The 21326-nt window shown below is 68.2% G+C and carries 20 protein-coding genes; 13 read left to right on the forward strand and 7 right to left on the reverse strand.

The features are described 5' to 3' along the window. Positions 1-104: 104 nt before the first annotated feature. Positions 105-578 carry a quercetin 2,3-dioxygenase gene (locus AOM45_RS41290; RefSeq protein ID WP_030470249.1) on the reverse strand — a complete coding sequence of 158 codons (474 nt, stop codon included), beginning with the start codon at positions 576-578 and terminating at the stop codon, positions 105-107. Positions 579-639: 61 nt separating this feature from the next. Between AOM45_RS41290 and AOM45_RS41295 the strand changes: the two genes are divergently transcribed. Continuing rightward, a complete protein-coding gene (locus tag AOM45_RS41295) occupies positions 640-1275 on the forward strand; it encodes a TetR/AcrR family transcriptional regulator (protein ID WP_030470248.1) in 636 nt (211 codons plus the stop codon). A gap of 24 nt (positions 1276-1299) precedes the next feature. On the opposite strand, the gene AOM45_RS41300 is transcribed toward AOM45_RS41295, so the two are convergent. Together AOM45_RS41300 and AOM45_RS51430 are read right to left on the reverse strand one after the other, a co-directional pair. Continuing rightward, on the reverse strand, positions 1300-4176 hold the full coding sequence (locus tag AOM45_RS41300; protein ID WP_081902414.1) for a PQQ-dependent sugar dehydrogenase: 2877 nt from the start codon (positions 4174-4176) through the stop codon (positions 1300-1302). A gap of 246 nt (positions 4177-4422) precedes the next feature. Beyond that, positions 4423-4575 (reverse strand): hypothetical protein, encoded by a 153-nt coding sequence (locus tag AOM45_RS51430; RefSeq protein WP_156094103.1) that lies wholly within the window; start codon positions 4573-4575, stop codon positions 4423-4425. 153 nt (positions 4576-4728) lie between these two features. Between AOM45_RS51430 and AOM45_RS41305 the strand changes: the two genes are divergently transcribed. Beyond that, positions 4729-5322 carry a TetR/AcrR family transcriptional regulator gene (locus AOM45_RS41305; protein ID WP_030470246.1) on the forward strand — a complete coding sequence of 198 codons (594 nt, stop codon included), beginning with the start codon at positions 4729-4731 and terminating at the stop codon, positions 5320-5322. Positions 5323-5353: 31 nt separating this feature from the next. Continuing rightward, positions 5354-6643 carry a cytochrome P450 gene (locus tag AOM45_RS41310; RefSeq protein ID WP_035911898.1) on the forward strand — a complete coding sequence of 430 codons (1290 nt, stop codon included), beginning with the start codon at positions 5354-5356 and terminating at the stop codon, positions 6641-6643. 157 nt (positions 6644-6800) lie between these two features. On the opposite strand, the gene AOM45_RS41315 is transcribed toward AOM45_RS41310, so the two are convergent. Continuing rightward, a complete protein-coding gene (locus tag AOM45_RS41315) occupies positions 6801-8270 on the reverse strand; it encodes a peptide MFS transporter (RefSeq protein WP_051784136.1) in 1470 nt (489 codons plus the stop codon). A gap of 178 nt (positions 8271-8448) precedes the next feature. Between AOM45_RS41315 and AOM45_RS41320 the strand changes: the two genes are divergently transcribed. The 9 genes from AOM45_RS41320 to AOM45_RS41360 all read left to right on the forward strand — a co-directional run bounded on the left by AOM45_RS41320 (position 8449) and on the right by AOM45_RS41360 (position 18125). Next, positions 8449-8982, forward strand: a complete 534-nt coding sequence (locus AOM45_RS41320; RefSeq protein WP_236704025.1) for a TIGR03086 family metal-binding protein — start codon at positions 8449-8451, stop codon at positions 8980-8982. A gap of 85 nt (positions 8983-9067) precedes the next feature. After that, positions 9068-9730: a glycoside hydrolase family 75 protein gene (locus AOM45_RS41325; RefSeq protein WP_030470242.1), complete on the forward strand. Its 663-nt coding sequence runs from the start codon at positions 9068-9070 to the stop codon at positions 9728-9730. A 534-nt stretch (positions 9731-10264) separates the two neighbouring features. Next, positions 10265-12160, forward strand: a complete 1896-nt coding sequence (locus AOM45_RS41330) for a methyl-accepting chemotaxis protein (protein ID WP_030470241.1) — start codon at positions 10265-10267, stop codon at positions 12158-12160. A 6-nt stretch (positions 12161-12166) separates the two neighbouring features. Then, the gene (locus tag AOM45_RS41335) at positions 12167-12577 is read left to right on the forward strand and encodes a chemotaxis protein CheW (RefSeq protein ID WP_030470240.1); all 411 of its coding nucleotides are present in this window, start codon (positions 12167-12169) and stop codon (positions 12575-12577) included. Continuing rightward, positions 12577-14574, forward strand: coding sequence for a hybrid sensor histidine kinase/response regulator (locus tag AOM45_RS41340; protein ID WP_035911894.1), 1998 nt, complete (start codon positions 12577-12579; stop codon positions 14572-14574). Before AOM45_RS41335 ends, AOM45_RS41340 begins: the two co-directional genes overlap by 1 nt. A gap of 26 nt (positions 14575-14600) precedes the next feature. Beyond that, complete coding sequence (locus AOM45_RS41345) at positions 14601-15596, forward strand: chemotaxis protein CheB (protein ID WP_030470239.1); 996 nt, start codon at positions 14601-14603, stop codon at positions 15594-15596. Continuing rightward, positions 15593-16822, forward strand: coding sequence for a CheR family methyltransferase (locus AOM45_RS41350; protein ID WP_030470238.1), 1230 nt, complete (start codon positions 15593-15595; stop codon positions 16820-16822). Before AOM45_RS41345 ends, AOM45_RS41350 begins: the two co-directional genes overlap by 4 nt. A 5-nt stretch (positions 16823-16827) precedes the next feature. Further along, positions 16828-17199, forward strand: coding sequence for a chemotaxis protein CheW (locus tag AOM45_RS41355; RefSeq protein WP_236704027.1), 372 nt, complete (start codon positions 16828-16830; stop codon positions 17197-17199). Beyond that, a complete protein-coding gene (locus AOM45_RS41360; RefSeq protein ID WP_030470236.1) occupies positions 17196-18125 on the forward strand; it encodes a diguanylate cyclase in 930 nt (309 codons plus the stop codon). The genes AOM45_RS41355 and AOM45_RS41360 overlap by 4 nt, the downstream gene beginning before the upstream one ends. A 325-nt stretch (positions 18126-18450) precedes the next feature. On the opposite strand, the gene AOM45_RS41365 is transcribed toward AOM45_RS41360, so the two are convergent. After that, positions 18451-18918: a GNAT family N-acetyltransferase gene (locus AOM45_RS41365; protein ID WP_051784135.1), complete on the reverse strand. Its 468-nt coding sequence runs from the start codon at positions 18916-18918 to the stop codon at positions 18451-18453. Then, a complete protein-coding gene (locus AOM45_RS41370; RefSeq protein WP_236704026.1) occupies positions 18915-19415 on the reverse strand; it encodes a DUF4262 domain-containing protein in 501 nt (166 codons plus the stop codon). The genes AOM45_RS41365 and AOM45_RS41370 overlap by 4 nt, the downstream gene beginning before the upstream one ends. A 127-nt stretch (positions 19416-19542) precedes the next feature. On the opposite strand from AOM45_RS41370, the gene AOM45_RS41375 reads away from it, so the two are divergent. Then, entirely contained in the window at positions 19543-20484 is a 942-nt protein-coding gene (locus AOM45_RS41375; protein WP_082157657.1) for a helix-turn-helix domain-containing protein, read from the forward strand. On the opposite strand, the gene AOM45_RS41380 is transcribed toward AOM45_RS41375, so the two are convergent. Continuing rightward, on the reverse strand, positions 20417-21326 hold a 910-nt coding region (locus tag AOM45_RS41380; protein WP_059362963.1), incomplete at its 5' end, for a reverse transcriptase domain-containing protein. The two genes, AOM45_RS41375 and AOM45_RS41380, sit on opposite strands and share 68 nt — an antisense overlap.

A 21326-nucleotide genomic window follows, 5' to 3' on the forward strand; every position in this document is an offset into this window, starting at 1 on the left:
GTGATCGTCTGGCCCGTTCGACGCTACACGCGGGGTCTGACAGTTGCACGGGTTGAAAACCTTACAGATCAAGGGTTGCCCGTACGCACGCGTGCACACGAGCGTCAACCCACGGGTGGCGGCCCGAGCAGTTCGATCGAGTGCAGCGCTGCGGCGTGACCCAGCGCGGCCGGATCGATCACGGGCGGTGAAGGCAGTACGCGTGCCCGTGCCGGCTCCCCCACCGCCGACGCGAAGTCCTCGAACCCGGACGGCGTGGTGATCTGCAGCGCCCGCAACGGCTCGCCCGCGTCGACGACGAACGTGTGCGGCAACCCTGCGGGCAGCAACACGAAGTCACCCGGCCCGGCGGTGAACTTCTCGCCGTCGCAGCGGAACTCCGCGCCACCCGACAGCACGTAGAACAGCTCGTCCTCGACCAGGTGCCGGTGCAGCGGGGGCGCGAAGCCGGGCGGGTTCAGGAACTCGACGACGGTGAGCTTGCCGCCGGTCTGCGCGCCGCCCGCCTTCGTGGTCATCAGGCTGCCCAGGAACCAGACCGCCTCGCCCTCGTCGGCACGGGTGAGATAGGGGCGCATGATCGCCTCCAAATTAGCCAGACTCATGGTCTAGTGAATATGCCACTAGTATGACCGAACTGTGGGCGACGTCAAGAAGCGCGAGTACAAGTCGCAGGTCCGCGAGGAGGGTGCGCGGCGCACCAGGCAGGCGGTCGTGGCCGCGGCGGCGGAGCTGTTCGTGGCGCGCGGGTACGGCGGCACCTCACTGAACGACGTCGCCAAGGCCGCGGGTGTCTCCCGGCCGACGGTCTTCGCCGCGTTCGGGTCCAAGCCCTCCCTGCTCAGCGAGGTGCTGGACGAGGCGCTGGCGGGCGACGACGAACCGGTGCCCGTGCGCGACCGGCCGTGGTTCCGGCCCGTCTGGGACGCGCGGTCCCCCGCCGCGGTGCTCGACGCCTACGCCGACGTGTGCGTGCTCATCGGCGGCCGGGCCGCCGGGCTGTTCGAGGCGGTGCGGCAGGCGGCCGACGACGCCCCGGAGGCGGCGGAGCTGTGGGCGACGCTGCTGCGCAACCGCCGTGCCGGTGCGGCGATGGCGGTCGAGCAGGCGGGCAGGCTCGGGCCGCTGGCCTGCGACCTCGACACCGCGATCGACGTGGTGTGGCTCTACAACGACCCGGCGCACTACGCGTCGCTCGTCGACCAGCGCGGCTGGCCAGTGGCCAAGTTCCGCGACTGGCTCGCGCGCAGCATGAAACGGGCGGTCCTCAGCTGAGGACCGCCCGCTCGCGCTCAATAATCACGTCCTGGCGTTCGACCGCCCGCGCAGCACGGTGTTGCCCGTGGACGCGTTCTTGATGGCCGTCTCGATCTGAGCCATCGTCGACGACGACGTGATCCCCGGAACCGTCGCGGTGTTCAACGCGTACAACGTGAACGTGTACGGGTTGGTCGAGCCACCGGGACACGGCCCGAAGAACTTCTGCGAGTTCGCTCCGGACCCCATCGCCTTCTGCTTCGCCCCACCCTGACCGGGCACGGTGAAGCCCGCTCCGAGGTTCTCCGGCAACGAGGACGTGGCAGCCGGGATGTCCCAGATCGCCCAGTGCAGCTTGTTGCCGTTGTTCACCCGGTCCGCGAACACGATGGCGTACCCGGCGGCACCGGTGGAAGCACCCCACGCCAACGGCGGTGACGGGTCCTGGCCCGCCACGCCGTCACCCGCGCACGTGTACTTGGCCGGGATCATCGCGTCGTCCGCGAACGCCGAGGACGTCAGCTTGAAACCGCCGCCGCCTCCGCCCGAGTACTGGATGTCGATCAGCAGGATCCGGTCGTTGTTCGCGGTGCCGTCCTTGTCCGTGGACGTGGTCAGCCAGATGTCGCCGTCGTGGTCGACCTCGACCGTGCGCAGACGGTTGTAGGTGCCCTGGAAGTACACCTTCTGGTCGACCAGCGTGTCGCCGTCGATCCGCATCCGGTAGACCCGCTGACCGACCGTCGTGGCCACGAACACGTGGTCGTTGATGATCGTCAGACCGGACGGCGACGCCTGGGACGTCGACCAGGTCTTCTTCGGCGCGATGTAACCGGAGCAGCTGCCCGAGGTCCCCTCGCAGAACGGGTAACCGTAGTTGCCGCCCTTGGTGATCAGGTTGACCTCGTCCTGCGTGGAGTCGCCGAACTCCGACTCCCACAGCCGGCCCTTCGAGTCGAAGTCCAGGCCCTGCGGGTTGCGGTGGCCGAAGGACCAGACGGCGTTGCCGAACGGGTTGTCCGACGGGATCGAGCCGTCGAGGTTGATGCGCAGGATCTTGCCGTTGAGCGAGTTCTTGTTCTGCGGGTTGTTGTCCGGGTTCTGCGCGTCACCGACCGAGATGTACAGCTTGCCGTCCACCGGGCCGTACCGCAGGCGACCACCGTTGTGGTAGCGGTTCTTCGCCATGCCCTGCAACAGGATCTGGTACGAGCTCTGCACCAGCGCGCCGTTCTCGTACTTGATCCGGATGACGCGGTTGCCCTCGGACGCGGTGTGGTAGACGTACAGCCAGTGGTCGGTCGCGAACGACGGCGAGACCTCCAGGCCGAGCAGGCCGCCCTCACCGTTCGTGCCGACGGCCTGGCTGATCTTGCCGGCCAGCGTCTTCTGCCCGCTCTTGGTGAGCCGGTAGATGTTGAACGTGTTGCGCTCGCTGAACAACGCCGAACCGTCCGGCAGGAACACCACGCCCCACGCGACGTCGACGCCGGACGCGATCGTGGACACCGCGCCGGGCTCGGGCGTCCCGGACGGCCCACCGGCCGCCGGGGTCACCTTGATCTCGTTGGACAGCCCCGACTTGTTGCCCTTGGCGTCCTTGGCGAGGACCCGGAACGCGTACTCGGTGCCGGTGGTCAGCCCGGCCACGGTCGCCGAGGTGGCGTTGCCGTCGGCGGACTGCTTGACCTCGCCGTTGACGTAGATGTCGTACCCGGTGACGCCCACGTTGTCCGTGGAGGCGTTCCAGGCGATGTCGACGCTCGTCGCGGTCTTTCCGGTCGTGCGCAGGTTGCCGGGCACCGTCGGCGCCTCGGTGTCCGGCGGGGCGGGCTGCGTGCGGCCGGGCACGTTGTTGGAGGCCTGAGAGACGTTGCCCGCCGCGTCCTTCGCGATCACGGTCCAGTCGTACTCGGTGTCGGGCTGCAGGCCGGTCGCGGTCGCCTGGAGCACGTTGCCGACGCTCGTGACGTGCTGGCCGTGCTGGTAGACGTCGTAGCCGACGACCCCGACGTTGTCCGTGGCCGCCTCCCACTTCAGCGACACGGTGGTGGACGTCGAGCTGACGAACTGCAGGTTCTTCGGCGGCGACGGGGGCTCGTTGTCGACCGGGCCGACCAGCACGGCGGACAGCTTGTCCGCGTTCGGGCCGCCGTTCGCGGTCGTCGCGGTCGCCTTGATCTTGTTCGCGCCCGCGTGCAGCGTGACCCTCGCGGTCCGCGTCTGCCACGTCGTCCACGCGCCGGTGCCGGGGAACGACACGGTCTGCGGGCTCGCGCCGTCCACGGTCACCGAGACCGGGCGGTCCGTCGTCGTGCCGTTGGCGTACCGGAACGTGAGCTCGTGCTCACCGCCCTGGTCCGCGTTGATCGTGTACTCGACGGACGAACCCACGACGTTGTCGTAGTTCACGAAACCGGTGCCGGAGAAGCCCGCGTGGTTGGACTCCACGACGCCCTGGGAGATCGTCGCGTTCTCGGCCTCCTGCTCCAGGGCCGCCGCGGCGGTCTCCTCGACCTCCACGTAGTCGAGGTTCGGCCCACCCGTGGCACCCGTCGACGTGAGCCTGATCTTGTTCGAGCCGGCGTTCAGGCTGATCGTGTTCTCGACCGACGTCCACGTCGTCCACGCACCCGTGCCCGCGAAGGCGCGCTCGTCCACCGCGAGGCCGCCGTTGACGCTCACGTCGACCGGCCGGTTGTCCGCGGTTCCGTTGGCGTAGCGGAAGACCAGCTTCGCCTGACCCGCCTTCGACAACGTCACGGTGAACTCGACCGAGCTCCCCGCGACGTTGTCGAAGTTGACGAACCCCGTTCCGGAGAAGCCGGCGTGGTTCGACTCCACCACGCCCTGCGAGATCGTCGCGTTCTCCGCTTCGTACCGGACCGGCGCCGCGAGGGCCGACTCCGGTACCGACATCACTGCGATGGCTGTTGTGCAGGCAACACCCATCGTGCCGAGCGCGCGTAACGCCCGACCTCTGCTCGGTGCCACTGTTGTGCCTCCCACAAGACGGGTAGGGGGATCACTCAGAGCGGCGGCGGATTCAGTTATTGGATAGAAACTTTCCTATCTGTCGCGCAGATCACACCACCACGTGACAAGTCCTGTCAACCCTTCGCCGACGTGCGGGAAAGCGCTTACCCAAGCCCGTGACGTGGCCCGTTACCGATCCCGGTTCTCCGCCAACGCGGCGATCAGGTCCGAGACCGTGCGACTGAGGAGCAGATCGACCACGTGGACGCCTGTGGACTCACGCCGCTGCCACCCCAGGCGCTCCGCGAGCGTCGACAGCTTGACGAAATCCTGCGTCTCCATGGCGGAGGAGGATATTGGTGCCCGGAGGCCCGTCCGCGCAGGCCCGGCCGTTGATCCACACGAAAGGATCACGGCAGAAGATCACACTGATGGACGTGTCCAATCCGTACGTACGGATTGGATTTCCCACCCTCCTCCTGACACCATCTACAGGTGCCCAGGGTGAGCCAGGACCACCTCGACGCCCGCCGCCGTCAGATCCTCGACGGCGCGCGTGCCTGTTTCGCACGCCACGGCTACGAGGGTGCCACGGTACGCCGGTTGGAAGAGGCGACGGGACTCTCCCGCGGTGCGATCTTCCACCACTTCCGCGACAAGGAGTCGCTCTTCCTCGCGCTCGCCGAGGACGACGCCCTGCGCATGGCGGACGTCGTCGCGGAGCAGGGTCTCGTCCAGGTCATGCGCGACCTGCTCGACGAGCCGGAGAAGCGGACCGAGGAGCACGCGGCCGACTGGCTCGGCACGCGCCTGGAGGTCTCCCGCAGGCTCCGCACGGACCCGGACTTCCGCGCGCGGTGGGCCGAGCGGTCCGAACAGCTCACGGCCGCGACGAGGCAACGGCTCATCCGGCAGCGCGAGGCCGGCAACCTGCGTGACGACGTCGACGTGACGGTCCTGACGAGCTTCCTCGAGCTCGTCCTCGAAGGACTCGTCTCCCACCTCGCGATGGGACTTCCGGCCGACGACATGGAACCTGTGCTCGATCTGGTGGAAGAAACCGTTCGCAGGCACCGCCGCAGCTCTTGAAGGTTCTTCACGAACGCCTCAGTGTGGGGGCATGTCGTCCACGCTGAAGACCGCCGCCCAGTTCTTCGCGGTGCGCACGCTCGTCCGCGGCTACGCGCTGCTCGGTGACCCGTACGCGGGTGTGATCGCCTCGCCGCCGGGCCGCGACCCGTACCCGATGTACGAGAAGATCCGCGCCAAGGGCGACATGGTCCGCAGCCGCATGGGCGCGTACGTGACGCCGTCGCGCGAGATCTGCGACTCGGTGCTGCGGGACAACCGGTTCCTCACGATGACGTTCGACGAGGCGTCGATGGTGCCGATCACGCTGGTCAAGAACGGCGAGAAGATCGTCAACCCGGTGCAGGACTCGTTCCTGATGATGAACCCGCCCCACCACACCAGGTTGCGCAAGCTCGTGCAGCCGTTCTTCACGCCGCGCGCGTTGAAGGACCGCACGGCGTCGATCCAGAAGATCGTGATGCAGTACCTGGACCGGTTGGACGGCCGGTTCGACGTGGTCCAGGAGTTCGCCTCGCAGGTGCCGATCCAGGTCATCGCGGACCTGCTGGGCGTGCCCGACGACGACAAGGCGACCTTCGCGCGGTGGGGCAGTTCGCTCGCGGAGACGCTCGACGGCGTGTGGTCGCACAAGCAGCTGAAGAACCTGCACGAGACGATCATCGAGTACAACGACTTCATCGACGACCTGATGGACTCGCGGCGCCGCAACCCGAAGGACGACATCGTCAGTCACCTCGTGACGCAGCACGCCGACCTCAGCCGCGAGGATCTCGTTGCCACGACCGGTTTGCTGCTGTTCGCCGGGTTCGAGACGACGGTGAACCTGATCAGCAACGGCGTGCTGAAGGCGTTCGAGAACCCGCACACCGTCGCACCTCTCTCGCAGAGCCCCGAGTACGCGGAAGGGTTCGTAGAAGAAGTGCTGCGGCTCGACCCGCCCGTGCAGTACACGATCCGCTGGCCGAAGGAACGCCTTGAGCTGGCGGGGGTTTCTCTGCCGAAGGGCATGCCGGTGATGCTCATGCTGGCGGCGGCCAACCGCGACCCGCGGGTGTTCAAGGATCCGGAGAAGTTCGACCCGACGCGGTCCAACGCGCGCGAGCACCTCGCGTTCAGCGCGGGCATCCACTACTGCATCGGCGCGGGGCTGAGCCGCATCGAGGGAGCGGTCGCGTTGCACGAGCTGTTCAAGCGGTTCCCGGACCTCGCGCCGGACGGTCCGGTGGCGCGCAGGAAGTCGAAACTGATCCGCGGCGCGTTGCGACTTCCGGTTCGAGCGAACGAAACCAAACGATCACTGGCGGTGAAGAACACCTGACGTGGGGCGAAATTCGTCGCAGCACGTGCTCGACTTCACCCGGCTGGAGCAATGTTCGTGCCCCAATGACACATCTGCGTAGTGCATCCTTGTAGGTGAGAGGGAGACCCGCCGCACCGCCGCCGCGACGGGCCTCCCTCTCGCCTTGTGCAAGGCCTTACTCGACGCCCGCCATGAGCTTGCGGATGACCGGCGTGGCGACGGCGAGAGCCACGCCCAGCACGATCGCCGCGCCGCCCAGCGTGAAGAAGTAGGCGGACGGGCTGGTCGTGTAGAACTTCACGAGCTGCGCGGCCACACCGGTGCCGGCCGAGACCGCGAGGAACCACAGGCTCATCGTCTGCGACGCGAACGCCCGCGGCGCCAGCTTCGTCGTCACGGACAGGCCGACCGGCGACAGCATGAGCTCACCGCAGGTCATGATCAGGAACATCAGCACGAGCCACAACGGCGTCACCTTGCCGTCGGCGGCCGAGTTGCTCGCGAAGTACATGAGCACGAACGACAGACCGACGAGCACGAGCGCACCGGCGAACTTGCGCGGGGTCGACGGTGCGCGGTCGGCGAGCTTGAGCCACAGCCACGCGAACACCGGCGCCAGCGCGATGATCATGATCGGGTTGATCGACTGGAACCACGCGACCGGGAACTCCCAGCCGAACACGTGGTTGTCGACGTGCGAGTCGGCGAACTCCGCGATGACCGAGGCGCTCTGCTCGAAGATCAACCAGAACATCGCCGCGGCGATGAACAGCGGGATGTAGGCCAGGACGCGCGGCTTCTCCTCCGGCAGCGTCTTCTTGCTGCGGTACATCACGGTGAAGTACGTGATCGGCAGGACGATCGACATGATGCTGATCATCAGGATGACGCCCTCGACGCCACCCAGCAGGTACGCCACGACACCCAGCGCGCCGATCGCGACCACGACACCGCCGATGAGGCCGTAGACGCGGCCCTTCTCCTGCTGCGGCAACGGGTTCGGCGCCACGGCGGCGGAACCGCGCAGGTTCTTGCGGCCGATGCGGTACTGGACCAGGCCGAGCGCCATGCCGACCGCCGCGACGGCGAACCCGGCGTGGAAGCTGATGCCGTCGGCGAGCGCACCGGTGATCAACGGCGAGACGAAGCCACCGATGTTGATCGCCATGTAGAAGATCGTGAAGCCCGCGTCGCGACGCGTGTCGTGCTTCTCGTAGAGGCCGCCGACGACGGTGGAGATGTTCGGCTTGAGCAGGCCGGTGCCCAGGACGATGAAGATCAGGCCGAGGTACACGCCCGCGATCCCGATCGGCAGCGCCAGTGCGATGTGGCCGCACATGATCAGCACGCCGCCGTAGAACGTCGCGCGCTGGCCGCCCCAGACGCGGTCGGCGAGCCACCCACCGGCGACGCCGGACATGTACACCGCGGTGCCGTAGATGGCGACGACCGACAGGGCCAGCGCCTTGTCGACGCCCAGGCCACCCTCGGAGACGGCTGTCCACAGGTAGAGGCCGAGAATGGCCTTCATCCCGTAGAACGAGAACCGTTCCCACAGTTCGGTGAAGAACAGCGTGGACAGGCCTCGGGGGTGCCCGAAGAAGCCCTTGTCCTGCGCGGAGATGCTGGCGCTGGGAGCGCTCACGTCATCGTCCTCTCGTGTCAACGATGTCACGGCGGATCCGTGGCACATTACGCCGAACGTTCGTACCGCTAACAACTCGAGTTGCGTCCGAGTGGCCCAACTCTCACGCCGGGGTGCGGGTTTGAGCGGGATTTGATGCACTGCTGGGATGGACTTGATCCAGGCGCACGGTGTGGCCATGACGGAGTTCGACCGGCGGGTGCGGGCGATCGCACCGGACCAGTGGGTGCTCGGCACGCCCTGCCGGGAGTGGTCCGTCAGAGACCTGGTCGGTCACCTGGTCTACGAACAGCTCTGGGCCCCTGAGTTGCTCGCCGGCTGCACCGTCGAACAGGTCGGGGACCGGTTCGACCACGACAACCTCGGCGACGACCCGCTGGTGTCCTGGGTGGTCGCGGCCGCGGCGGCGCGCGAGGCGTGGCTGGAGCCGTCGGCGCTGGAGAAGGACGTGAGCGTGTCCTCGGGGACGATCGACGCCGAGGAGTACTGCTGGCAGATGACCACGGACCTCGCCGTCCACGCGTGGGACCTGGCGCGCTCGATCGGCGCGGACGAACGCATCGACCCCGACCTGGCGTCGACCGTGCTGGGGTACGTGGAGCGCAACATCGAGCAGTGGAGCCAAAGTCCGCTGTTCGACACACCAGTACCGGTCGCCTCGGACGCGGACGACCAAACACGGCTGATAGGACTTCTGGGACGTAAGCCCTAGCGCCTTGACACCCGCGACCCGAGTTGCGCAGAGTGATGACACCGCCGCTTTCAGTCAGGAAAGTTCCCTGTCGAAAGAGGTGGAAATGCGCAAGCTCGCCCCAGGGCTTTTCGCCGTGTCCGCACTCGTCGCTTCCCTCGTGGCGTCCCCCGCGGCCCAGGCGGCGGGGCCCAGCGCCGCGCAGCTGCTCGCCAAGCTGACGTCGTGCCAGCAGATCTCCAGCGGCAAGTACCGCAGCGACTCCGAGACCGCCGCGAACATCCCGGTCTGCGGCAAGAACGGTGCCGTTTGGTACAAGGCCGACCTGGACATCGACTGCGACGGCCAGGTCACGTCGAAGTGCAACAAGAACACCGACCCGTGGTTCCAACCCGACACCGCCTTCCACGACTCGAAGGGCAAGCCGCTGGTCGCGGACAAGCTCCCGTACGTGGTGGTACCCAGTGCGAGCGGCACCTGGGACTACCGGAAGTTCGGAATCCAGGGCGGCGGCGTCGTGGCCGTCATCTACAACAACAGGGTCGAGTACGCCGTTGTGGGCGACACGGGCCCGAGCAACATCATCGGTGAGGCGTCCTACGCCACCGCGGTGGACCTGGGCATCAACCCGAACCCGGAGAACGGCGGGACCGACGGCCCCGTGCACTACCTCTACTTCAAGAACTCGAAGGTCTCCCCGATCGAGGACCACGGGAAGGCCACGTCGCAGGGCGAGACCCTGGCCCAGAAGTTCCTCAACGAGAACTGACACGGGCACGGGCGGCCCCGGCGCTTCCGAAGAACGGTCCGGCAGACGCCGCGGTGGTGACCGAGGTTCCTGGTCACCACCGCGGCTCACATCCGATCAATCGAAATCGAAGTCACCCGAAAAGGATTCGCTGATCACCTTCTGCGTCTCACCGGCACAGCAAGCTTTCACCGAACCAAGAATCCAATTCACACGACAGAGACGACACCTGCCGCGAACAATCGAACCTTGCCCGCCGCGCTCCGCGACTTCGGACCCGCACGCGAGGGCCTCACCCCTCACGACCGTCACATCAGTGCGCCCGCACAATAGCAACTCCGACGAACACGACGGCTCGGAATACCGGAATTGGGGACGGTTTCCAAGGATCACACGTTCGGGTATCGCCGCAGGAACAGGCCCTCTTCCGACAGCAGACGCTGATATTCTGGAGCGAGGAACGAAGAGCATTCGGCGCGGTCTCGACGACATTAGTCGATCGATCGCGAGAGTCCCCTGCGGTTTCTTCACCCGAGCACCCAAGAAGGCGGGGAAATGGCGACGAAGATCACGCGTCGACTGCGCTTGCCGCATCGCCGGCTGGGATTCCGCCTCGGCGCCGCGATGCTGACCGTGTCGCTACCGCTGATGGTGGCCCTTGCGGCGTTCCTGACTGTCAGAGCGGCCGACAGCTTGACCGAGTCGAGCAAACAGAGCGCGGTCGAGAACGTCAGCTCCGCATCGCTGAGGTTCTCGGACTGGCTCAACGAACGGCAGCGTGACCTGGCGGTGACCGCGGCCGAGGCAGCGGACCAGACCTCCGCCACCGTGATCACCGCGTTGCTGGTCGAACGGGTCAAGCTGACACCGGAGTTCACGGTGGTGGAGACACTGGACCTGGCAGGCAACATCGTGGCCTCCAGCAGCGCGTCGACGATCTCCCCCGGCAACGCGGAGTGGTTCCGCGCGGCCGTCTCCGGCAAGAACACGCTGGCCTCGTTCACCGAGCGCGACGGCCGCATCGACTGGATCATCGCCTACCCGATCCTCGGCGCCGACGATCGGCCACGAGGAGTCGTCGCCGCCAATCTCACACCCTTGACGCTGTCGAAGCTGCTGGTCAACCCCGAGCTGCGGCAGGGCAGCGAGTTCACCGTGGTCGACGCGGAGCACCGGCTGATCTTCGACTCCGCGACGATGAAGGACGCCACGGACAGTGCCGCGCTCGTGGCCGCGGGTGCGTTGCGGACAAAGGTCGAGAATCCCGCCACGCAGCAGTCCGCCAGCACTGGCTCCGGCTCGGTCACCTTCACCGACGCCCACGGTCATCAGGTCATCGGCGCCTACGACGTGATCGAGGACCTGGGCTGGGTGCTGATCGCGCAGGACGATCTCGACCTCGTGCTGGCGCCGGCGACCGTTCTGCGCAACCAGGCCGTCATCATCGTGGGCGCCGGAGCACTCGTGGCCGCCGTCATCTCGGTCCTGTTCGCCTGGCGGGCGACCCGCCCCATCACCCGGCTCACCGAGGCGGCCCGGCGCGCCGCGAACGGCGATCTCACCGCCCGTGTCGCACCCGCGGGTTCCGTCGAACTCGTCACGCTCGGCGAGTCGTTCAACGCCATGGTGTCGACGTGTGAGCAGCTGGTCGGGCAGGCGACGGTGGCGGGGTTCGACGTGAATTCGGCGGCCGCCGAGTTGTCCGCGTCCTCGGATCAGCTGGCCGCCACCACCACTCAGCAGAGCGTCGCGGTCACCGAGGCCACGGCGACCACGGAGGAGCTGGCCCGTGCCGCCTCGGTGATCGCCGACACGGTGGACGCCGTCACCCACCAGACCTCGGACACGCGGGACAACCTGGAGCAGGCGGAGAACGACATCAGGCTGTCCAGCGAGCGAACGCTCGCGCTGGCCGGGCGGGTCAACGACATCGACGGCCTGCTCACGCTGATCAACGACATCGCCGACCAGACCAATCTCCTCGCGCTCAACGCGGCCATCGAGGCCGCCAGGGCGGGTGATCACGGCCTCGGCTTCGCGGTGGTGGCCGAGGAGGTCCGCAGGCTCGCCGAACGCTCCAAGACCTCCGCGAGCGACATCGCCTCGATCGTCTCGGCGATCCAGAACGAGACCAACGCCACCGTCATGGCGATGGAAACGGGCGCGAAGCAGCTGGGCCAGGGCCTGGAACTGCTCGACGCCGTGGCCGAGGCGTACGGGCAGGTGCGTCTGACCACACAGCAGCAGCGCAGCGCGACAGCTCAGGTGGTCGAGACGATGGGGCAACTCTCCGACGCCAGCAGGCAGGTCTCGGCGACCGCGCAACAGATCGCCTCCGCCGCGGGCAACCTCGCCGAACTCGCCGGCACCCTGCACGAAGGCGCCAAGGTGGCTGCCGGCGGCCTGTCGGACGCCGGCAGCCTGTCCCACGCCGGCAACGGGCGACGGTGATCGGTCGTGCAGACCGTCCTGCTGCCAGTGCACGAGGAGCTCTACGCGCTGCCCGTGCGGTGGGTGCGAGAGGTGCTCGCCGCCCCCCGGATCACGCCGCTGCCGACCGCGCCACCGGAGGTTCTCGGACTGTTCAACCTGCGAGGCGAGATCGTCCCGCTGTTCGACACGGCGGCACTGCTGGGAATCGGTACCACCGACGCCGTGGCGTTCACGGTGGTGCTGTTGGGCCCGCAGGGTTCCGCGGCTCTCACCACGACCGCGTTCCCGCACCGCGCGGTGCTCGACGTGCCCACAGGCCGGTCGGAGCACCACGGCACCGCGGGCACGTTCCGGATCGGCGAGCGCGTCGCGGTGTTGATCGAGCCGTCGGCGCTGCTGGCGCCGGATCGTCGACTACCGGCCGGGTCGGCGTGATGGGGCTGGATCTGAAAGAGGTGCGTGCGCTGTTCGCGCAGGAGGCCGCCGTCCGGCTGTCCCGCCTGGGCAACCAGCTGCTGATGCTCGAGCAGACGAGCGGCGACCGGGAGCTGGTCGACTCGGTCTTCCGCGAGCTGCACACGCTGAAGGGTTCGTCGGCCGTCGCCGGGTTCGACGACATCAGCAAGATCGCGCACGATCTCGAGGAGCTCGTCGACGCGATGCGCGACTCGCCGGACGCGGTGGCCGCGGAAACGATCGACGTGCTGCTCAGCGGTGTCGACAGGCTCAACGCGGCGATCGAGGCGGGCGTCGGGCCGATCGATCCCGGTACCGACGCGGGACCGGGCACGATGCCCGGCCCGCACGCCCAGGAACCCTTGCCCCGCGACCCCGCGCCGGCGCCGCGCACCGAGAGCGACGGCAGCGGCGTGGTCATGGTGCCGATGGAACGCCTGGACGAGTTGGTCCGCCTCGTCGGCGAGTCGGCGTCGGCGCACCTGCGAGTGGGCCGGATGCTGCAGGAGCGCTTCCGGATCGACCCGGCCTCGTGCGCCGAGTACACCAAGCTCTCCCGGTCGCTCAACGATCTGCAGGACCGGACGATGCGGACCCGGATGGTGCCGGTCGCCACGATGACCGACCAGATGCACCGCGCGGCTCGTGACGTCGCCAGGGCCAGGAACAAGGACATCAGGTGGGAGGTCCGCGGAGCCGACACCGAGTTGGACCGCGGTGTCCTGCACCGGCTGTCCGAGGCGTTGCTGCACCTGGTGCGCAATGCCGTCGACCACGGAATCGAGTCCGCGGACGAGCGCGAGGCGAAGGGCAAGCCGAGGCAGGGAGCGATCCGCCTGCACGCCATGCAGCTCGGTTCCGAGGTGATCATCGCGGTCAGCGACGACGGCGCGGGCGTCGACACCGAGCGGGTGCGGGAGCAGGCAGCCCGCCAGGGCGTCGACGTCGAGCACCTGACCGCGGAGGACCTGTGCGGGCTGATCTTCCGCTCACGACTGTCCACCGCCGCGTTCGTCACCGACATCTCCGGCCGCGGGGTGGGGCTCGACGCGGTTCGCACCGCCGTCGAGGCCGTCTCGGGCCGGGTGGAGGTCCGGTCCGAATACGGTGTCGGCACCGAGTTCCGGATCATCGTGCCGATCACGCTGGCGGTGCTGCGCTGCCTGCTCGTCGAGGCAGGCGGTCAGCGGTTCGCCATCCCGTTCCACCGGGTGATCACCTCACGCAGGTACGACGCCGCGGTCGTCACGCGGGCAGAAGGGCGGCCCGTGGTGTGGGTGGACCAACGACCGGTGCGGGTGTCCAGGCTGGCCGACACGCTGGCGATGTCACCGGAGGAAGCGTCCGACGGGCCCGTCGTGGTGCTGGGCGACACCGCGGACTCCCACGCGTTCCAGGTGGACCGGCTGGTGGGCAGGCGCGATGTCGTCCTCAAAGGACTCGGCCCGCCCGCGCCGCACCTGCCGGTCGTGGCGGGCGCGGGCGTCGAGCCGGACGGGTCGATCCTCATCGTGCTCGATCCGCCAGGGCTCATCCGCCGCGCCGGGCGGGCGGCCGGGACGGACGCCGTGCCCGTACCGGCTGGACGCCGCAGCGTGCGACGGCACCAGGTGATGGTGGTGGACGACGCGCTGACGGTCAGAGAGCTCCAGCGCAGCATTCTCGAACGCGCGGGTTACGAGGTGCGGGTCGCCGGCGACGGCGCTCAGGCGCTGTCCTCCCTGCGGGAACAACCGTGCGACCTCGTGCTCACCGACGTGGAGATGCCCAACATGGACGGGTTCGCGCTGACCGAGGCGATCAGGAGCACACCAGCACTGGCCAACGTCCCGGTGCTGATGCTCACGTCGCGGGCGGGTGACTCCGACCGGCAGCGCGGGCTCGACGCGGGTGCGGACGGCTACATCCTCAAGAGCGGCTTCGACGAGGGCAGCCTCCTCACCGCGGTCAACCGGCTGCTGGGTGGCACGCCGTGAGGCGGCCCGGTCGCCCGGTGCGAGCCATGATCGTCGGGCACGCACCCGACGACAGCGACCAGCTGACGCTGGCTCTGCAACAGGAGGGAGACATCGCCGTGGTGAGTGAGGCCACCACGGCCGACGAGGCGGTGCGGGGCGTCGCCGTAGTCCTACCCGATGTCGTCGTGCTCACGCTGCGCGCGGAGACCCGCGCCTGGTACGACGCCATCGAGCACATCATGGCGTTCACGCCGACCCCGATCCTGGTCGTGGCCAACGGCATCGCGGGCCGTCGGGCACCGTCCGCGGTGCGCGCGCTGATGTCCGGCGCGATCGATGTCCTGCCCGCGAACGGCGGCTGGACGTCCCGGTTCGCGGCAGAGCTGCGCCGGGCGGTGCGGTTGGTCTGCGGTGCGCACGTCGTGCGCCATCCCCGGGGGCTGAACCCGCAGCGGGAGTCCCTTCCCCGCACACGGTCTCCGCTCGTGGCAGTGGGCGCCTCCACCGGCGGTCCCAGCGCACTGGCCACCTTCCTGGGCGGGCTCGGCGATCTCGACGCTCCGGTTCTCGTCGTCCAGCACCTGCATCCCGAGTTCACCGCGGGGCTCGTCGAGTGGATGGGCCGCGTGTCGGCTCTGCCCGTCGCCCTCGCGGCGCACGGCGAGACCGCACAGCCCGGCCGGGTGTACTTCGCTCCCGGCGGTGTCCACCTGCGGCTGACCGCCGATCGTCGGCTCGAACTCACCGCCTCTCCCCCGGCCACCCACCAGCCGTCGGTGGACGAGTTGTTCACGTCCGTGGCGGAGCAGGCCGGTGCGGATGCCGTCGGAGTGCTGCTGACCGGGATCGGCGACGACGGCGCCCGCGGACTGCTGGCGATGCGCGGGCGGGGCGGTCAGACGTTCGCGCAGGACGAGTCCACCTCGGCCGTGTTCGGCATGCCGCAGGCCGCCCTGCGCATCGGGGCGGTGACCCGGCTGCTGCCCATCGACCAGCTCGCAGGCGCCGTCCGCAACGCCACCAGGAAGGTCGCGTCATGAACGACGACGCGACGCTCGACGCCTTGGTGGACCGCGTCGCGGAGCTGTTGCACCTGCACATCGGCCTGCGGTGCGAGTCCGCGCTGTACAGCAGGCTCAGGCGGGCCGTGCGGGACGAGGCCACCGCACACGGTGGCGATGCCCAGGGCTACCTCGCGGCACTCCTGCCGGGCAGTCCGGTCATGCAGAGGCTGCTGAACCGGATCACGGTCCAGGAGACCGCCTTCTTCCGCCACCCCGAGCAGTTCGAGATCCTCGCCCGCGACATCCTGCCCACCCTGCGCCCTCCGGTGCAGATCTGGAGCGCGGCGTGCTCCAACGGCCAGGAGCCGTACAGCCTCGCCATGCTCCTCGACGAGTCCGGTGTGGACGGTTCGGTGATCGCGACGGACCTGTCCACCTCCGCGGTGCAGCGCACGGCGGAGGCCAGCTACGGCCCGCGCGAGCTGACCGGGCTCTCGTCCGAGCGCATGGCGAGGTACCTCACCAAGAAGGGGACGTGTTGGGAGGTCTGCCGGGCGATCAGCGACCGCGTCACCGTCTTCCGCCACAACCTCCTCGACCCGATTCCGGAGCGCGTCAAGTCCTGCCAGGTGGTCTTCTGCCGCAACGTCCTCATCTACTTCTCACCGCAACACGCGAAGGTGTTCCTCGACCGGCTGGCCGACGCCATGCCGCGCAAGGTGTGGCTGTTCCTGAGCTCGACGGAGACGATCTGGCAGGTCAGCAACCGCTACGAGGCGGTCCGGATCGACGAGGGTTTCGTGCACCGCAACCGCGAGGCCCACACCCCCGTCGCCCGGTCACCGGTTCGCCCCCCGGCGCCCGCCAGGACGGTGCAGGGGCACCGGCAGTCCTCCCCGAGGAAGATCACCGCGCGCACTCCTGTCCCGGAGACGCCGCCGGTGCCCTTGGACCACGCCGAACAGGCCGCGCTGGCCGCCAGGGTTGGGCAGGAGGCCCTGAGCTCCGGCGACTGCGGCTCAGCTGTCGTCGAGTTCAGGAAGTGGGCCTATCTGACTCCCGACGACGTGATGGCTCACGTCCACCTGGGTCTCGCGCTGGAGGCCGCGGGAGAGCGGTCGTCGGCCCGCCGTGCCTACAGCGTCGCGCAACGTGTGCTGGTCACCGTCGACCCGGCCCACCTGGAAGGGGCGATGGAAGGCTTCGCGATCGACGAGCTGGCGAGGTTTCTGCAGGGGAAGAAACAGGAGGGCGAGCCGTGATCACGATGGTTCGTTTCCGCACCGGGAACACGCAGTACTGCCTGGCTGTCGACGCGACGCGGGCGGTTCGCACCACGAACGGGCTGCTGCCGCTCCCACAGGGACGTCGCGATGTCGCCGGCATCCTTCCCGGTGACCCTCCGCTGACCGTCATCGCGCCGTTCGGCCCCGGTGGCGAGAGGGTCCTCGTGGTCGAGGCCGCGAAGAAGACCTTCGGCGTGCTGGTCGACGCGGTGACCGGGCTGGCCCGCGTGGACGAGGCCGACATCCGCCCGGCGCCGGACGGCCAGGACAGCCAGTTGATCTCCGGAATCATCCGGAGTGAAGGCGAACTGACCCTGGTGACCGACCCAGAAGTCCTGGTGAGGCGGCTATGACCAGCACCTCGACGGTGCTCGTCGCCGACGACTCGCTGGTGATCCGGGCGGTGGTCCGCGCCGGCCTGGAGGACGCGGGCTACGCGGTGATCGAGGCCGACGACGGGCACGCGGCGATCGACCGGTGCCGCGCGTGCTCACCCGACGTGATCCTGCTCGACATAGAGATGCCGGGCATGGACGGTCACGAAGTGCTGGCAGCGCTCAAGGGGGACGAGACGTCGCGCGACGTCCCTGTCGTGTTCCTCACCGGCCGCACCGGCGTGGACGACGTGGTTTCGGGCCTGCACGGCGGTGCGCACGACTACCTGAGAAAGCCGTTCGAGACTCCCGAGCTGCTGGCCAGGGTCAACGCGGCGGTCCACGTCAAGAAGCTGCAGGACCAGCTGCGCCGGCGCAACGCGGAGCTCGAGCGGCTCAGCCGCACCGACCTGCTCACCGGGCTGTTCAACCGGCGGCACATGGAGGAGGAGCTGACCAGGTGGCACAGCTCGGCCGTCCAGCAGGGTGATCCGATGGCGTTGGCGCTGTTCGACATCGACCACTTCAAAGCCATCAACGACACCTACGGCCACGCGGTGGGTGATCTCGTGCTGCGTGAGTTCAGCCGTCATCTCACCGAAGGACTGCGAAAGGGGGACGTGGCCTGCCGGTGGGGCGGTGAGGAGTTCCTCGTGCTGCTGCCCCGCACCCCTCTCGCCGGGGCCTCCGAGCTCGCCGAGCGCGTGCGTTCCTTCGTGGCCACCACGCCGATCGTGGTGGGCGGCCACCGGATCACGGTGACCGTCAGCGGCGGCTGCGCGCTCGGACCCGGCGCCGGAATCGACGCCGTGCTCAGCCAGGCCGACCAGCGCCTGTACGAGGCGAAGCACCTGGGCCGCAACCGCATCGTCGCATCCACGACAACTGGTCGCCGGAGTACCTGAAGCGCCCCGCCCCGCATCCCCCTCTGCCTCCTGCGAGGCGGGGCGCTCCTCCCCCGGCCCGCGGTCTCCCGGATCCCCCCGGAAGCGGTCGACCGCACGGCCTTTCTACAGGTAGATCGTTGTCCGGTGTCGAAGCCGGACGAGTGGACAACGAGCTTCGGACAACGTTTTGGTCTCCGCACAACGCTGCCCCCGGCGCCGGATGCGCCGGGGGCAGCGGGTGCCGGACGGATCAGCCGACGTGTGATCGACGTCCGCACCGGTGGTTGGTCGTGGGTGGACCGCTTCCAGAGCGTGCCAGCCGTGCGTGACCGGCCCCTGAACCTCAGATGACCTTCTGCTCCAATGTGACGCACCTGATGCCCACGGCGTCGAGGTGCTCGCTCGTGCGGACGAACCCGGCGCTCTCGTAGAACCTCAGGTTCTCGTCGCTCTCGGCACCGGTGAACAGCCAGACCACCTCGACCTCATCCGGCGCCTGCGCGGTGATGTGCTGCAGCAACCGCCGCCCGACCCCGCCGCCCTGCACGTCGGGTGCGACAGCCAGCCGGGCGACCTCCATGCGGTCGCCGTCGACCCGGCTGCGCACCGACCCGACGAGCCTGGCCCCGTCGAACGCCCCGAGCGCGGGCGTGCCGTCGCTCAGGTGGGCGCGGATCTCGTCGAGCGTCTCCACGAGCGGCGGCAGGTCCCACGCCCCGTACCGGCGGGCCTCCTGGAGGTACGCGGCACGCTGGACCGTCATGACCTCGCCGGCGTGCTCGCGCGTGATCGGTCCGATGTGGACGGTCACGGCCCGGTGACCCCCGGCGTCCAGCTCTCCGGCACACCGCTCTCGGTGAGGATCAGCTGGTGGTCGTGGAAACCCTCAGGCGCGTCCGGCTGCCACGGCCACTTCCCCTGCGGCGTCGGCACGATGATCTGCACGGCCGCGAAGTCCGACCCGTCGTAGAGCAGGTACGCGCTGCCGAAGAACTCCGGGTAGAAACCCTTGTACACCCGCTCGAACGTGATCGGCACGCCCGCGAAGAAGTCGAAGTACAGCTGGCCGGGCACGAACCGCTCACCACTGCTGGCCCGCTTCACGTACGCGTTGATCAGCGTCTCGCCCATGCCCTGGTCGAGCCCGATGACGACCGCCTCGGCCACGCCGAACCGCCGCCACGCCCCCACCGAGAACACGTACCCAGCGCCCTCGGCGTCGGGGTTCACGACGATGGTGGCGTGACCGTGCCGGTCGGAGATGGAGAGCAGCCGGGCACGCAGCTCGATGTCTTCGTCGGAAAGCACGCACTCCACCCTACGGCACCTCTTCAGTGCCTTATGCCTGCTTGGAGCTGCTCCAAGACTCCCACCTTCAGGCAGATTTGGCCGTGAACGATGGAGTCCGGCCCACCTCGACTCCTAGCGTTCCGCCATGCCCAAGAGAGAATCCAGTGTGGTGGGCCGCGAGTTCGGCAACGGCGTCCGTGCCGCCATCGAGCGCACGGGACTGACGCAACGCCGGCTCGCCGAACTGCTCGGCTGGCAGGAAGCCAAGATCTCGGATCTGTTGGCAGGCAAAGGCGGCGTGACCAAGGAAGAGGTCATCGCCCTGCTCGCCTACTGCCGCACGACCGCTGAGGAACGGGAACGCCTGGTGGCGTTGTTCCTGGAGTCCGGGGAGAAGGGCTGGCTCCAGTTCCCGGAAGACGGTGTGCCGGACCAGGTCCACACCTTCATCGAGCACGAGAAGAAGGCCAAGAAGATCATCGCGTGGTCGCCGACCCTGGTGCCGGGCGTGCTTCAGATTCCCGAGTACGTCCAGGTCGTCACCGAGGCCTCACCCGTGATCGAGGCCGACGACGTCCCCGCTGTCACCGCGGCGAGGAGTGTGCGGGCGAAGATCCTCGACGGCACCCGCCAGTTCGTCTTCTACGTGCACGAGTTCGCCCTGCGACTGCAGGTGGGTGGCCCGGAGGTCTGGCGGGAGCAGCTGGCGCACCTGCTGAGGGTGTCGGTGCGGACGTACGTCAGCATCCGGATCATCCCCGCGTCGGCGGGGATGCACGCAGGCACATCGGGCGGCTTCTACGTGATGGAGTTTCCGAAGTACCCGACCGTGGTCTATCTGGAGACCCTGAACCGCTGTCTGTTCCTCGACGACGCCGAGACCGTCAAGGTGTACGACACCACCCTCAAACACCTCGCTGCCGTTGCTTTGGAGTCGGGTAGCCCAGGGGAGTTTCACCCCTGGGCTCCCACAGATCCCGGCGTGACAGTCTCCCGTCACCGGGCTCTTGTCACTCTGGTCACCAGACGCGCGGGACCGAAGTTACCCAGGTCCAGTGCGCGAACATGCGGGGGTGTCGCTGCGTGATTCCCCACCAGCACTGGAAGGATTTCTTCTTGGCCCGCAACCGTTTGTACTTCTTACGGATCCAGCGCATCAGGTAGGCGTTGATGCGCGACAGGAGTTGATACAGGGCGGAGCGGTAGAACGCTCCGTAGTACTGCATCCAGCCTCGCACGACAGGGTTGATCCTGCCTGCGAGGTCGGCGAAGGAGTGACCGGTACGTCGGTGCAGCCGCCAGGACCGCACTTCCGCGTTGATCTTGTTCAGGGCGTCCTTGCTGATCGCGGGCAAGAACCTGTTGAAGTTCCCGTTCTTGCCCCGCGCCCGCCGCTGCCGGAACGTGAATCCCAGGAATGTGAACGACGTGTGCTCGTGCGAGCCTCGCCGCTTGCCGTCCTGGCAGTACACGATCTTCGTCTTGTCGGGGTGCAGTCGCAGCCCGACCTGTTCCATCCGCTGCGCTATCGCCCTGGCCACAGTTTCGGCCTGGGCCTTGCTGGCGCAGTGCACGACGGCGTCATCGACGTACCGTTCGAACGGGACGGTCGGGAACTCCCGTGCCATCCACGCGTCGAACGCGTAGTGCAGGAACAGATTCGCCAGCACCGGTGAGACCGCGGACCCTTGCGGGGTGCCGCGATCCCGTTGCACAAGGCGGCCGTCCGCATGTTGCAGCGGCGCTCGCAGCCACCGCTTCACATACAGCACGACCCATGGGGCGTCGGCGTGTTCCTCCACCGCTGTGACGATGAGGTCCCATGGCACGCTGTCGAAGAACTTCTGGATGTCCAGATCGATCACCCAGTCGCGTTTCCAGCAGCGTTGCCGGCAGGCCGCCACCGCGTCCAGCGCCGAGCGGCCCGGC

The organism is Lentzea aerocolonigenes (assembly GCF_000974445.1).
GTDB classification, from domain to species: Bacteria; Actinomycetota; Actinomycetes; order Mycobacteriales; family Pseudonocardiaceae; genus Lentzea; species Lentzea aerocolonigenes.

Excerpts from the sequence above, each read along its gene's own strand:
- AOM45_RS41300 (WP_081902414.1), bottom strand. The coding sequence starts at position 4,176 with ATGTCGGTACCGGAGTCGGCCCTCGCGGCGCCGGTCCGGTACGAAGCG.
- AOM45_RS41360 (WP_030470236.1), top strand. The coding sequence starts at position 17,196 with ATGACCAGCACCTCGACGGTGCTCGTCGCCGACGACTCGCTGGTGATC.
- AOM45_RS41310 (WP_035911898.1), top strand. The coding sequence starts at position 5,354 with ATGTCGTCCACGCTGAAGACCGCCGCCCAGTTCTTCGCGGTGCGCACG.
- AOM45_RS41320 (WP_236704025.1), top strand. The coding sequence starts at position 8,449 with ATGACGGAGTTCGACCGGCGGGTGCGGGCGATCGCACCGGACCAGTGG.
- AOM45_RS41355 (WP_236704027.1), top strand. The coding sequence starts at position 16,828 with ATGGTTCGTTTCCGCACCGGGAACACGCAGTACTGCCTGGCTGTCGAC.
- AOM45_RS41345 (WP_030470239.1), top strand. The coding sequence starts at position 14,601 with ATGATCGTCGGGCACGCACCCGACGACAGCGACCAGCTGACGCTGGCT.
- AOM45_RS41330 (WP_030470241.1), top strand. The coding sequence starts at position 10,265 with ATGGCGACGAAGATCACGCGTCGACTGCGCTTGCCGCATCGCCGGCTG.
- AOM45_RS41290 (WP_030470249.1), bottom strand. The coding sequence starts at position 578 with ATGCGCCCCTATCTCACCCGTGCCGACGAGGGCGAGGCGGTCTGGTTC.
- AOM45_RS51430 (WP_156094103.1), bottom strand. The coding sequence starts at position 4,575 with ATGGAGACGCAGGATTTCGTCAAGCTGTCGACGCTCGCGGAGCGCCTG.
- AOM45_RS41325 (WP_030470242.1), top strand. The coding sequence starts at position 9,068 with ATGCGCAAGCTCGCCCCAGGGCTTTTCGCCGTGTCCGCACTCGTCGCT.
- AOM45_RS41375 (WP_082157657.1), top strand. The coding sequence starts at position 19,543 with ATGCCCAAGAGAGAATCCAGTGTGGTGGGCCGCGAGTTCGGCAACGGC.
- AOM45_RS41340 (WP_035911894.1), top strand. The coding sequence starts at position 12,577 with ATGGGGCTGGATCTGAAAGAGGTGCGTGCGCTGTTCGCGCAGGAGGCC.
- AOM45_RS41350 (WP_030470238.1), top strand. The coding sequence starts at position 15,593 with ATGAACGACGACGCGACGCTCGACGCCTTGGTGGACCGCGTCGCGGAG.